This window comes from Burkholderia sp. SIMBA_051, assembly GCF_046534915.1.
In the GTDB taxonomy this organism is placed as follows: domain Bacteria; phylum Pseudomonadota; class Gammaproteobacteria; order Burkholderiales; family Burkholderiaceae; genus Burkholderia; species Burkholderia ambifaria.
In genome coordinates, this window is the sequence record NZ_JAWRXS010000009.1 from 138,464 (window position 1) to 151,300 (window position 12,837).

14 protein-coding genes are annotated in these 12,837 nt (G+C 66.9%); 10 read left to right on the plus strand and 4 right to left on the minus strand.

Annotated elements, in window-relative coordinates:
* Positions 1-64 precede the first annotated feature (64 nt).
* Positions 65-730 (minus strand): O-methyltransferase, encoded by a 666-nt coding sequence (locus SB771_RS22635; RefSeq protein ID WP_175660059.1) that lies wholly within the window; start codon positions 728-730, stop codon positions 65-67.
* A 93-nt stretch (positions 731-823) separates the two neighbouring features.
* Between SB771_RS22635 and SB771_RS22640 the strand changes: the two genes are divergently transcribed.
* The 3 genes from SB771_RS22640 (at position 824) to SB771_RS22650 (ending at position 4,230) form a co-directional block, all read left to right on the plus strand.
* Positions 824-1,456, plus strand: coding sequence for a TetR family transcriptional regulator (locus tag SB771_RS22640; RefSeq protein WP_233410206.1), 633 nt, complete (start codon positions 824-826; stop codon positions 1,454-1,456).
* A 553-nt stretch (positions 1,457-2,009) separates the two neighbouring features.
* On the plus strand, positions 2,010-3,398 hold the full coding sequence (locus tag SB771_RS22645; protein ID WP_175660057.1) for an NCS2 family permease: 1,389 nt from the start codon (positions 2,010-2,012) through the stop codon (positions 3,396-3,398).
* Positions 3,399-3,636: 238 nt separating this feature from the next.
* Positions 3,637-4,230, plus strand: coding sequence for a hypothetical protein (locus tag SB771_RS22650; RefSeq protein ID WP_175660056.1), 594 nt, complete (start codon positions 3,637-3,639; stop codon positions 4,228-4,230).
* Positions 4,231-4,240: 10 nt separating this feature from the next.
* On the opposite strand, the gene SB771_RS22655 is transcribed toward SB771_RS22650, so the two are convergent.
* Together SB771_RS22655 and SB771_RS22660 are read right to left on the minus strand one after the other, a co-directional pair.
* Entirely contained in the window at positions 4,241-4,642 is a 402-nt protein-coding gene (locus SB771_RS22655) for a CopD family protein (RefSeq protein ID WP_175660055.1), read from the minus strand.
* Entirely contained in the window at positions 4,639-4,947 is a 309-nt protein-coding gene (locus tag SB771_RS22660) for a DUF3817 domain-containing protein (RefSeq protein WP_175660054.1), read from the minus strand. Before SB771_RS22660 ends, SB771_RS22655 begins: the two co-directional genes overlap by 4 nt.
* A 109-nt stretch (positions 4,948-5,056) precedes the next feature.
* On the opposite strand from SB771_RS22660, the gene SB771_RS22665 reads away from it, so the two are divergent.
* The 4 genes from SB771_RS22665 (at position 5,057) to SB771_RS22680 (ending at position 9,364) form a co-directional block, all read left to right on the plus strand.
* Entirely contained in the window at positions 5,057-6,004 is a 948-nt protein-coding gene (locus SB771_RS22665; protein WP_175660053.1) for a GlxA family transcriptional regulator, read from the plus strand.
* 56 nt (positions 6,005-6,060) lie between these two features.
* On the plus strand, positions 6,061-6,981 hold the full coding sequence (locus SB771_RS22670; protein ID WP_175660052.1) for a LysR family transcriptional regulator: 921 nt from the start codon (positions 6,061-6,063) through the stop codon (positions 6,979-6,981).
* A gap of 226 nt (positions 6,982-7,207) precedes the next feature.
* Positions 7,208-7,990, plus strand: coding sequence for an ABC transporter substrate-binding protein (locus SB771_RS22675; RefSeq protein WP_138849625.1), 783 nt, complete (start codon positions 7,208-7,210; stop codon positions 7,988-7,990).
* Positions 7,991-8,248: 258 nt separating this feature from the next.
* On the plus strand, positions 8,249-9,364 hold the full coding sequence (locus SB771_RS22680) for a succinylglutamate desuccinylase/aspartoacylase family protein (RefSeq protein ID WP_175660051.1): 1,116 nt from the start codon (positions 8,249-8,251) through the stop codon (positions 9,362-9,364).
* Positions 9,365-9,554: 190 nt separating this feature from the next.
* Here SB771_RS22680 and SB771_RS22685 read toward each other — a convergent pair whose 3' ends face one another.
* A complete protein-coding gene (locus tag SB771_RS22685) occupies positions 9,555-10,361 on the minus strand; it encodes a MetQ/NlpA family ABC transporter substrate-binding protein (protein WP_011659720.1) in 807 nt (268 codons plus the stop codon).
* 307 nt (positions 10,362-10,668) lie between these two features.
* Between SB771_RS22685 and SB771_RS22690 the strand changes: the two genes are divergently transcribed.
* From SB771_RS22690 to SB771_RS22700, 3 genes are all read left to right on the plus strand, one after another.
* Positions 10,669-11,823 carry a porin gene (locus tag SB771_RS22690; protein WP_175660050.1) on the plus strand — a complete coding sequence of 385 codons (1,155 nt, stop codon included), beginning with the start codon at positions 10,669-10,671 and terminating at the stop codon, positions 11,821-11,823.
* A 208-nt stretch (positions 11,824-12,031) separates the two neighbouring features.
* Entirely contained in the window at positions 12,032-12,292 is a 261-nt protein-coding gene (locus tag SB771_RS22695; RefSeq protein ID WP_006754283.1) for a DUF2866 domain-containing protein, read from the plus strand.
* Positions 12,293-12,415: 123 nt separating this feature from the next.
* A complete protein-coding gene (locus tag SB771_RS22700; protein ID WP_105830547.1) occupies positions 12,416-12,799 on the plus strand; it encodes a DUF6232 family protein in 384 nt (127 codons plus the stop codon).
* Positions 12,800-12,837 lie beyond the last annotated feature (38 nt).

A 12,837-nucleotide genomic window follows, 5' to 3' on the forward strand; every position in this document is an offset into this window, starting at 1 on the left:
GCAACTTGATCAGTTATCCTGCATTTTTACGCTATCGCTGCGGCTGCCACGCGATGACTCAGCCTCAGCGAATCCGCATCGACAGTTCGACATCGCCGCCGAACGGCACCGACAGATAGCCGTTCTGCGGCGCACGCACGTAGGCGAGATAGTCGGGGCTGTATTCGGCATTGTCCGCGACGACGAACGCGCCGGCCCGCAGCCGCGGCTCGACCCGTTCGAGTATCTCCGGATACAACGCCTTCGCGCCGTCGAGCAGCAGCAGGTCGACCGTATCCGGCAGATCGTTGGCCAGCGTGCGCAACGCATCGCCTTCCCGAATCTCCACCAGATCGTCCAGCCCGGCCGCCGCCAGATTGGCGCGCGCCCGCGCGACCTTCGACGCTTCGAACTCGCTCGTGATCACCCGGCCGCCGCCGTTGTCGCGCAGCGCGGCCGCGAGGTGCAGCGTCGAGATGCCGAACGACGTGCCGAACTCGACGATCGACCGTGCGCCGCAGCTGCGCGCGAGCATATACAGCAGCGTGCCCGTCTCGCGCGACACCGCGAGCGGATAGTCCTTCAGCCGTGCATAGAAGTCGGCGTAATCGGTCTTGCTGCGCATCAGCCGCATTTGCTCGTCGTGCGACACGTTGGCGAAATCCGGATTCGATGCGGGCGACGAGGCTTCGGCTTCGTCGAACAGGCGCGCGAGCAGCGACGCCAACGGGTCGTGAATCAGGGTGGTCATGCGAATCTCCGAAGTCAGGTTGAGTGCGTCAGTACGCCCGACTAGAATATGACGAATCATTCAGGTTTTACTATTCGCATTGGCAGATCCGTCATGACCGACCGCCGCAACGCCCCGATCGCCTCGCGCAAACAGCCCAAGCAGGCCCGCTCGACCCGTCTCGTCGACGACGTGCTGCAGGCCGCTATTCAGGTTTTGGCGACCGAAGGCGCGCAGCGCTTCACGATGGCGCGCGTGGCCGAGCGCGCCGGCGTGAGCGTCGGCTCGCTGTACCAGTACTTCCCGAACAAGGCGGCCGTGCTGTTCCGGCTCCAGCACGACGAATGGCGGCAGACGTCCGAGATGCTGCGACGGATGCTGGAAGATCCGCAAAAGACGCCGCCTGAGCGGCTGCGCACGGCCGTCCATGCGTTCATCCGCTCGGAATGCGACGAGGCGCGGATGCGCATCGCGCTCGACGACGCCGCACCGCTCTATCGCGACGCGCCCGAGGCGCAGGAGGCAAAGGCGGCCGGCAACCGGATCTTCAGCGCGTTCATGCGGGAGGCACTCCCCGATGTGCCGGACGCCGCGCGTGCGCTCGCGTGCGAGCTGATCACGACCACGCTCACGTCGGGCGGCAAGGCGTTTTCGGAAACCGAACGCACGCCGGATGAAATCCATGCGTACGCGACCGCGATGGCCGACATGTTCTGCTCGTACCTCGCATATCTCGCGCGCGTTTGATGTGAATTGATGCGGCGACGGGCGCGAGCGCAGCACCTGTCCGGCCCCGGTCTCATCCGGACGCAGATTGCGCGCGGCGGCGCGGCGCGTCACTCGCGGCCGTTTTCACGTACCGGCGCAGCCTCGATGAAAGACACTCGTAAGCCTCGATGCATCACCCGGCCCCGCCCGTCCCGCCGCCCGCGCATTCAAATAATCGCCTTAACGGATTCGAACTAGGCGTATACACGCGTTCCGCGACGACGAAGCCCCGTTGCACGCCGATATAAGCGCTGCGACATGCGCTGCATGCTCTTCCCCCAATGGGACGTGATGGGCCGTTCGCCTAACCTTCGCTACGGCAAAGCGCACGTGACGGGGGCGACCCCACCACGCGTCGTACGACGCGACACACTCGCGCCCGCTTCGAAGCGCGTACGACGACACGGCTCACGCGTCATGCGTCATGCGTCATGCGTCCCCACGACGTTGCCGACAATTTCAACCAGATACGAGACACCCTGACGACGGTCCGCTACAGGCCGTTTCAGCATGCTGATAAAGGAGCAAGCTCATGAGTGATACCCCGGTGCAGTCGACGGTCGGCGTCGGTGCGGAACAACCCGACTTCGGCACCAAGGGAGCCATCGACCGGTACTTCGACATTTCGTCGCGCGGCAGCACGCAGCGTCGCGAAATCGTCGCGGGCGTGACCACCTTCCTCGCGATGGTCTATTCCGTGTTCGTCGTGCCCGGGATGTTCGGCAAGGCCGGCTTCGACACCAGCGCGGTATTCGTCGCGGTCTGTCTCACCACCGCGTTCGGTTCGCTGCTGATGGGCCTGTGGGCGAAGCTGCCGATCGCGATCGGCTGCGCGATTTCGCTGACGGCGTTCACCGCGTTCGGTCTCGTGCTCGGCAAGGGCCTGCCGCCCACCGTCGCGCTCGGCGCCGTGTTCCTGATGGGCCTCGTGTTCACGGGCATCTCGGTCACCGGCGTGCGTTCGTGGATCCTGCGCAACCTGCCCGCGGGCGTCGCGCACGGCACCGGGATCGGCATCGGCCTGTTCCTGCTGCTGATCGCGTCGAACGACGTCGGCCTCGTGATCAAGAACCCGGGCGCCGGCCTGCCGGTCTCGCTCGGCCAGATCACCGCGTTCCCGGTCATCATGTCGGTCGTCGGCCTCGCCGCGATCTTCGGGCTCGAGAAGCGCCGCGTGCCGGGCGGCATCCTGCTCGTCGTGGTCGCGATCTCGCTGATCGGCCTCGTGTTCGACCCGGCCGTGAAATACCGCGGCATCTTCGCGCTGCCGTCGCTGAGCGCGCCGGGCCACGCATCGCTGATCGGCGCGATGGACATCAAGGGCGCGCTGTCGATGGCCGTGCTGCCGAGCGTGCTGGCGCTCGTGATGACCGCCGTGTTCGACGCGACCGGCACGATCCGCGCGGTCGCCGGCCAGGCGGGCCAGCTCGACGAGAACGGCCGCATCATCAACGGCGGCCGCGCGCTGACCGCCGATTCGATCAGCTCGATCTTCTCGGGCTTCCTCGGCGGTGCGCCGGCCGCGGCCTACATCGAGTCGAGCGTCGGCGTGGCCGCCGGCGCGAAGACGGGCCTCGCGGCCGCGGTGGTCGGCCTGCTGTTCCTGGTCGTGATGTTCTTCTCGCCGCTCGCGGGCCTCGTGCCGTCGTACGCGACCGCACCCGCGCTGATGTACGTCGGCCTGCTGATGCTCGGCAGCGTGAGCAAGCTGCACATGGACGACATGGTCGACGCGATGTCGGGCCTCGTGTGCGCGGTGTTCATCGTGCTGACCGCGAACATCGTGACGGGCATCATGCTCGGCTTCTCGACGCTCGTGATCGGCCGCATCGCCAGCGGCGAATTCCGCAAGCTCAACGTCGGCACCGTACTCATCGCGGCCGTGCTCGTCACCTTCTATCTCGGCGGCTGGGCGATCTGAGCGCGGCTCATGCGCGACGTCGCCTGCGAAAAGGGCGGCGCACAGCGGGACGACACCGTCTCCTCCCACCATCGTCGTTGATGGTCTCCCAGCCTGGAAACGCAAGTTTCCGGGCTTTTTTTGCGGATGCGCCACGGAGCTCCGGCGCCTCGCTCGGCCGGCACGGAGCGGCATGCGTCGTGTCCGTTCACGAATCCGCACGCGGTGCTACGATCGCGCTTTGTCCTCCGGAACCTTCATGAATCCGTTCGGCATCGTCTCCGAATCAGACACGCGGACCGCGGCGCACAAGCCGCCGTTCATCCCGTCGTTCGGCTTCGTCGAGATTCATGAATCGCGGCCGATCGACGCGCCGCCGTCGCGCATCATCGACGCCGTGGCCACGCTCGACATGCGGGCCGATCCGGTCATCGACGCGCTGCTGGCCGTGCGCGAAACGCCGGCGGCCGTCGCCCGCGCGCTGCGCAATCGTGCGCCCCAAGCCGCGCGCGAGCGCTTTGGCTTCGATACGTTCACCCTGCTGCACCGCGACGATACGTCGCTGTCGCTCGGCCTCGTCGGGCGCTTCTGGCACCCGACGCCCGACGTGCGAACGATCGCCGACGCCGCTGCCTTCGTGCGACACGACGATCCGCACGACGCCAAGCTGGTGCTGCGCTTCGAGGTGATCGGACTGCGCTCCGGCACGCGCCTGCTGCGCACCGAAACCTTCGTGCATTGTCCGAGCGCGCGCACGCGCCTGTTGTTCCTGCCCTACTGGCTCGCGATTCGACTGGGAAGCGGCTGGATCCGGCGGCGCACGCTGGCGGCGGTCGAGATGGCGCTCGCGTAGACCCGCCGCGTCAGAACGGCTTGATCACGACCAGCCCGACGACGATCCCCGCGGCCGCCACGACCGCGCCCGCCGCCTGCCCGAGCCATGCCGCGGGCACGACGAAGAGATCGTCGCGCTCCATGCGCCGCAGCGTGCCGGCCAGAATCCCGTGCAGCGCCGACAGCGCGGTGACGACGACCAGTTTCACCGACAGCCACGCGGCGCCGAACCAGTGACCGTTCAGCGCGATCGCGATCCCCGTGATCCAGACGAGCGCGAGTGCGGGCGCCGTCACCGTACGATCCCAGCGCCGCACCGCACGATGCACGGCCAGGTTGGCGATACGAACGCCGACGGACAGCATCAGCAGCCCGCCGACGAACGTGACGACGGCGGCGACATGCACGGCCTTCAGCACCAGGTAGATCATTGCGCATGCCTCCTGCGCGCGATCCAGCCGGCGCTCGCCAGCCCCGCAAACGGCACGACGGCCGACAGCACGAGCCGCGCGACCTCACCCTTGCTCCACAGCCCGCTCGACGCGGTGCCGACGACCGCCCACACGTACATCGCGAACGCGATGCCGTGAACCGGGCCCATGACCGATACCGCGACCGGATACCCGGCCAGATGCTTGAGCGGCACGGCCACGCACACCAGCACGACGAGCGTGGTCGCTTCCAGCGACGACAGGTATTGCAGGTTGCGCAACGCGTTGCGATCGTCTTGTTTCATCGACAGGCCCTCCAGGTTGGTCCGCCGCGATTGTCGCGCGTGGCGCGGGTTCGAGCCATTGGCTAGAATGACATCTTTCAACGGATTCTGGCCACGGGCCGCGAACGCCATGCATACGCTCGCCGTGCTCGCTTTGCCCGATGTCGTCCCGTTCGATCTGGGCGTGGCGTGCGACACGTTCGCGCGCGTGCGCTCGCCCGACGTCGCGCAGGCATACCGCGTGCGCGTGTGCAGCGAGCATCCGCGCGTCGCGGGCGATCTGTTCGAACTGCGCCCGCCGTTTCGTCTCGACGCGCTGGCCGATGCCGACACGATCGTCGTCCCCGGCACGTCCGCGCCGCTCGCGCCCACGTCGCGCCGCGCGATTGCGGCACTGCGCGCGGCCGCCGCGCGCGGTTGCCGGATCGCGTCGATCTGCAGCGGCGCGTTCGTGCTCGCGGAAGCCGGGCTGCTCGACGGCCTGCGCGCGACGACGCACTGGCTCGCGGCCGCCGAACTCGCGCGCCGCTACCCGAACGTCGAGGTCGACCCGAACGTGCTGTTCGTCGACAACGGGCAGATCCTGACGTCGGCAGGCGCCGCGGCCGGCCTCGATCTGTGCCTGCACATGATCCAGGCCGACTACGGCGCGGCGGCCGCCGTCGATGCCGCGCGCTGCGCGGTGGCGCCGCGCGTGCGCGAAGGCGGGCAGGCGCAGTTCATCGCGCCCGAATGGCCGGCCGGCAGCGACGGGCTCCAGGGCCTGATGGACTGGCTGCAGGCGAACCTGCGCAAGCCGCTGACGCTCGACGCGATGGCCCGCCACGCATCGACGAGCGTGCGCACGCTGACGCGGCGCTTTCAGGCGCACACGGGCACGTCGCCCCGGCAATGGCTGCAGACCGCACGCGTCAGGCACGCGCAGCAGTTGCTGGAGATGACGGAGCTGTCGATCGAGCATGTGGCGACGGAAGCCGGGTTCGGTTCGGTCACCGCGTTTCGCGAGCGGTTCGCCCGCATCGTCGGCACGTCGCCGCAGCGCTATCGGCAGGCGTTCCGCGCGCGCGCCGGCGCGTGACGTTCATCAGGAACGCGACCTGACGCCGCCCCCTTTCGCGCCAACCGGACCGATCGATGACCCGCATCCGCAACCACCTGAACACCGCGCAGCTCCACGCGTTCGTCTCCGCCGCGCATCACAAGAGCCTGCGCGCCGCCGCGCGCGAGCTCGGCGTCACGCAGCCGGCGATCACGCATACGATCCGCGAACTCGAAACGGCGCTGAACGCGGAACTGCTCGTGCGCAGCGTGCGCGGCGTCGAGCTGACCGCGTGCGGCCATGCGCTGCTGCCGCGCGCCGAGCAATTGCTCGGCGACATGCGCCGCACCGTCGAGGCCGTCGAGCAGGTGAAAGGGGAAATGTCCGGGCGCGTCGCGGTCGGCACGATGCCGTCGATCGCGCTGACCGCGCTGCCGCACGCGGTCACCGCATTCCGCCGGTCGATGCCGAACGTCAGCCTGCATCTCGAGGAAGTGACGGTGCCCGACGCGCTCGCGCAGCTGCGCAACGGCACGCTCGACATCGCTGCGATGCACCATGTGCCTGCGCTCGACCGCGATTTCACGCAGGTGCCGCTGTTGTCGACCGAATTCACCGTCGTGATGCGCGAAGGCCACCCGCTCGCCCGCGCGCGCCGGTTAGAGGAATTGCTCGACGCCGAGTGGATCGTCACGGTCGGCGCCGAGCAGTTCCCGCACAGCGTGATGAGCGCGATGTTCGACGCGCGCGGGCTGCCGCTGCCCAAGCGCCTGCTGCGCTCGCCGATGTCGTTCGCGGTGACGCTCGGGCTGGTCGCGCGCTCCGACGTGATCGGCTGTTTCACGCGCCCGCTGGCCGCGATGGTGGCGCCGCTCGGCATCCGCACGGCCGAACTCGACGAAAGCATGCCGCGCTTCGACCTGTCGATCATCGCGCGCCGCGACCTGCTGCCGACGCCCGCCGTCTCGGAATTCGTCGGTTGCCTGCAGCGCGCGGTCAACGAAACGCTCGGCTGAACCGTTCCTAGGTCTGAAACGGTCGCGCGCCGCATGCGCGGGCGTCGGGTCCGGTATCGGGGCTTGTCCTAGGCGCCCTCCGGGTATTTTGTCTTGATAATCTTGCGCACGTCGCGCGCCCGCATCGGGCAGGCGAAACGGACAGTCCGATGCGAAACCGCGCCGGACCGAAGGCTTACGGCGCGGCACAACCGCGCACCCATCGAACAAAACGAGGAGTGACCGAGTGAAAAAGATTCTTGCGGCTGTGACCGTGGCCGTGCTCGCCGTTTCGGCCGGCACCGCGTACGCGAAGGACTGGACGACCGTGCGCTTCGGCGTCGACGCAAGCTACCCGCCTTTCGAATCGAAAGACGCGAGCGGCAAGGTGGTCGGTTTCGACGTCGATCTCGGCAACGAGATCTGCCGCCGCATGAACGCGAAGTGCGTGTGGATCGAAAACGACTTCGACGGGATGATCCCGGCACTGAAGGCACGCAAGTTCGACGGCGTCCTGTCGTCGATGTCGATGACGCCGGCACGCCAGGAACAGATCGCGTTCTCCGAGAAGCTGTTCAACACGCCGACGCGCCTCGTCGCGAAGAAGGGCTCGGGCCTGATGCCGACCGCCGAATCGCTGAAGGGCAAGTCGGTCGGTGTCGAGCAGGGCACGATCCAGGAAACCTATGCGAAGACGTACTGGGCCGCGAAGGGCGTGAAGGTCGTGCCTTACCAGAACCAGGACCAGGTCTACGCCGACCTGATCGCGGGCCGTCTGGACGGCGCGCTGCAGGATGCGGTGCAAGCCGAGATCGGCTTCCTGAAGACGCCGCGCGGCGCGAACTTCGATTTCGCCGGCAAGGACATCGACGATCCGAAGACGCTCGGCAACGGCGCGGGCATCGGCCTGCGCAAGGAAGACACCGACCTGAAAGCGAAGATCGACAGCGCGATCACCGGCATGCGCAAGGACGGCACGTACCAGAAGATCGCGAAGAAGTACTTCGATTTCGACGTGTACGGCAAGTAATACCGCGTAAAAGCGCGCTTCTCATCCGCGCAGACGGGCTCCGCAAGGAGCCCGTTTTTTTTGCCCGCGTGCGACCAAACGCTGCGGACAACGCATGCGCGCAGGCCCGCCGGACCGTTATTTTTTACGCGCCAACCCGATGATTCGCAAAGGGAAACGACGCGCCGCTCGCGTGGTTTGATAGGTTCGCGGAAGGCAACGTACAATCGATCTTCCACGCATACGGATCACTCGCGGCTGCGCCGCCCTCCCCTCATCATGCAAACGCAGACCCATCCGCTCATTTCCCCCGCCGTCGGCACCGAACGCCAGATCACGAGCTTCCACTACGGCCCGCGCGGCGGCAAGAAGGTCTACATCCAGTCGTCGCTGCACGCGGACGAACTGCCCGGCATGCTGGTCGCCGCGTTGCTGCGCCGCAAGATCGCCGCGCTCGAGACGGCCGGCAAGCTGCGCGGCGAAGTGGTCATCGTCCCGGTACCGAACCCGATCGGCCTGTCGCAGCACGTGTTCGGCGATCACCTCGGCCGCTTCGAGCTGGGCTCGATGCAGAACTTCAACCGCAATTTCTACGATCTCGCGGCGCTCGTGCTGCCGCGCATCGAAGGCCGCCTGACGAACGACGCGCAGCGCAACCTCGCCGCGGTACGCGCCGCGATGCGCGAGGCGCTCGACGAGCAGAAGCCGCGCACCGAGCTGGATTCGCAGCGCCTCGCGCTGCAGAAGCTGTCGTTCGACGCCGACATCGTGCTCGACCTGCATTGCGACAGCGACGCGGTGCTGCACCTCTACACGAACCCCGATCTGTGGGAAGACGTCGAGCCGCTGGCGCGCTATCTGGATGCGCAGGCGTCGCTGCTCGCGCTGAATTCGGTCGGCAATCCGTTCGACGAGATCCACAGCTTCTGCTGGTCGGATCTGCGCAACCGTTTCGGCGATCGTTTCCCGATCCCGAACGGCGCGATTTCCGTCACGGTCGAACTGCGCAGCGAGCGCGACGTGTCGTACGAATTCGCCGAGAAGGACGCGCAGGGGATCATCGAATACCTGACGGAACGCGGCGTCATCGACGGCACGCCCGCGCCGCTGCCGCCGCTGTCGCATCCGGCCACGCCACTCGCGGGCACCGATCCGCTCGTGGCGCCGGTGTCGGGCGTGATCGTGTTCCGCACGCCGGTGGGCGCCTGGATCGAGGCCGGCCAGGAAGTGGCCGACATCGTCGATCCGCTGACCGATCGCGTGATCACGCTGAAGAGCAGCGTGTCGGGCGTGCTGTACGCACGCCAGATCGTGCGCTTCGCGACGGCCGGGATGGAAGTCGCGCGCATCGCCGGCGCGACGCCGATCCGCACCGGGTCGCTGCTGTCGGCCTGAGCGACCTGAACGGCTGGGGCGGCCTGGGCCGCGAGCCCGCGCGCCGCCTCGCAGTACGCGCCAACGACATCGCCCGCTTGCGCGGGCGATGTGCTTTTGGGCCCGGCGGGAGGCCCGGCGGGAGGCCCGGCGGGAGGCCTGGCGGGAGGTCCGGCGCACCAGCCGGGCCGCGGCTTGCTTGCGTCGGCGTTCAGAACGCCGGCACGATCGCGCCGCCGAACTTCTGGTCGATGAACTTGCGCACGTCGTCCGACTCATAGGCCGCGACGAGCTTCTTCACCCACGGCTTGTCCTTGTCCTGCGCGCGCACCGCGATCAGGTTCGCGTACGGCCCGCGCAGATCCTCGATCGCGATCGCATCCTTCGCCGGCGTGAGCCCGGCCTTCACCGCGTAGTCGGTGTTGATCGACGCGGCGTCGAGGTCGGGCAGCGCGCGCGGCAGTTGCGCGGCGTCGAGCTCGACGATCCTGATCTTCTTCGGATTCTCCGCGACGTCGAGCGGCGTCGCGTTCACGCCGTTCGTGCCGGCGCCCGCCTTCAGCTTGATCACCCCGTATTTCTGCAGCAGCAGCAGCGCGCGGTTGCCGTTCGACGGATCGTTCTGGATCCCGACCTTCGCGCCGGCCGGCAAGTCCTTCAGCGACTTGAGCTTCTTCGAATAGAAGCCCATCGGCGCCGTGTAGGTCAGCCCGACATTGACGATCCGGTAGCCGCGCTGCTTGATCTGGCTGTCGAGAAACGGCTGGTGCTGGAAGCCGTTCGCATCGAGGTCGCCCGCGTCGAGCGCGGCGTTCGGCTGCACGTAATCGTTGAATTCGATGACCTTGATCGCGAGGCCCTCGCGTGCGGCGACTTTCGTCACCTCGGTCCAGATCTGCGCGTCGGGGCCGCTCATCGTACCGATCTTCAGCGTCTGCGGATCGGCGTGCGCGCCGGGCGCGGCAAAGGCCAGCGCCGCGGCAAGCGCGCCGAGGCCGGTCAGGATCGAACGTCGCATGGTGTCCTTTTGTCCCGTGTGGTTGTCGAAGCGCGCATCGTGGCACGGGGCCGGAACAGCACCAACCAAGCTTATTTCATGTGCATATTCCGGATCCCGATCGAATCTCAGTCGGAATCGGTATAACTCCGCGCTGTACAACCGGGCAGAATCCAGTGTCGCTTCGGCGCCACACATTGGTCATATGACAGTCGCTGTCATATTCATTACGTGGCCCGCCGATAAAGTTGCCGCCGGTCCGTGAAAGCGCCCGCAGAGAGCGCCGGAACCGCAACTGGACACGCCATTCATTCGCTCGGAGAATCCTTTGAACAAGAAACTGTTGACCATCGCCATCCTCGCAGCAACGGCCGGCACGGCACACGCGCAAAGCAGCGTGACCCTGTACGGCGTGATCGACGCCGGTATCAGCTACGTGAACCACAGCAAGACCGCAAACGGCGGCAGCGGCAAGTTGTTCAAGTACGACGACGGCGTGGCCCAGGGCAGCCGTTGGGGCCTGCGCGGCACCGAAGACCTCGGTGGCGGCCTGAAGGCGATCTTCGTGCTCGAAAACGGCTTCAACAGCGGCAACGGCACGATCGGCCAAGGTGGCGCGATCTTCGGCCGCCAGGCTTACGTTGGCCTGAGCCAGTCGCAATTCGGTACGGTCACGCTCGGCCGTCAGTACTCGTTCTCGACCGACATCCTCGGTTCGAACTACTCGACGGGCGGCAACACGGTCGCGGGCAACTACGCGTACCACGTGAACGACGTCGACCAGCTCACGTCGAGCCGCATCAACAACTCGGTGAAGTTCCAGAGCGCGAACTACGCCGGCTTCACGTTCGGCGCGTTGTACGGCTTCTCGAACTCGACCGACTTCGCTGGCGCAGCGGGCACGGGCGCCACGAACACGGGCGGCTCGTCGCGTGCATACAGCTTCGGCGTGAACTACGCGAACGGCCCGTTCGCCCTCGGCGCGGCCTACACGGACATCCGCTTCCCGAGCCAGTCGTCGCCGGCATTCTCGACGACGATCGCGAACATCAGCACGGGTAACATCCGCGACCTGCGCACGTACGGCGTCGGCGGCCGCTACATCTTCGGCCCGGCAACGGCATGGGCCCTGTGGACGCGCACGCAGTTCACCCCGGTCGCAGCGGGCGCATCGGGCACGTTCTACAACGCATACGAAGCTGGCGTGAAGTACGCGTTCACGCCGGCCCTGTCGGCAGCAGCGGGCTACACGTACACGAACGCCACGCAAAACGGCGGCTCGGCACACTGGAACCAGGGCAACCTGGGTCTGGACTACGCGCTCAGCAAGCGTACGGACGTGTACGGCCTGGTCGTCTATCAGAAGGCGTCGGGCAACAACGTGCAAGCGCAGATCGGCTCGAGCACGAGCTACTTCAACACGTCGGGCACGGGTTCGTCGAACCAGCTGGCCGCTCGCGTCGGTATCCGTCATAAGTTCTAAAGCATCCGCTTAACTCGCGGATCACGACGGCAAGAAGCGCCCCGCTCCATGCGGGGCGCTTTTTTATGGGCTTTTAAGTTTCGCTTAATTCTGGGCTGAGAGGATGCTTCCACCCCCCCTGTTGGCCGCCTGAGCATCGGCGGCTTTTTTTTTGAGAACCGCTACGGCACCGCCATCAACTGCCCACAAGACAGGATCGGAGGCCAAGATGATCGAAGATACCGTTTACAGCCATCTGCACGCGCTTCTGACGCGCCAGCATTCGCTACCGGTCCAGAGCTGCCGCGTGTCGGTGGAAATGCAGCGCCCGTGGGGCCGCCCGTACCGGCTCGTCGAATGGACGATGCATCTCGACGCGCCCGCGCGGCGCCAGATCGTGCCGGCCGAATCGACCGACGAAGAGATCGCCGAGGTCGTCGCGTCGCACGTGCCGGGCCGCCTGTACGGCGACGGCCGGCTGCAGTTCTGATTCCCTCCTGAGCGCGTCGCTGCCCGCGTCGCCACCGGCCCGCACGCATCGTGCGGCACTCGGTCTCGTTTGACGCGGCAACGAAGTCTGCTACGCTGCGCGTTTTCGTCCACGCAACACACGATGGAAAACGCATTCAACGAACGCGGCGTGACGATCACGCGCAACGGCCTGTCGGCGGCAGGCCAAGTCTTTCCGCTGCGTGACATCCGCAACGTCGACGTCGTCAAGATCCCGAAGAATCGTGTCGTGCCCTGGCTGATCTCGCTGATCGGCGTGGCCGCCGCCATCGCCGGCGGCATCGGCGGATCGAGCGGCGCGCTGGTCGTCGGCGTGATGCTCGCCGTCGTCGGCTATCTCGCCTGGACCACGCAGGACATCACGTACCGGCTGATGGTCGAGATGCCCGACGGCAAGCGCGAAGCGCTGTCGAGCGTCGACGCCGAATTCGTCGAGCGCGTCGCGCAGATCGTGCGCGATGCACGCGCCGCGACGGCCGCCGGCTGATTTCCGCTGCGCGCGCCCACCACCTACTATGAATTGAG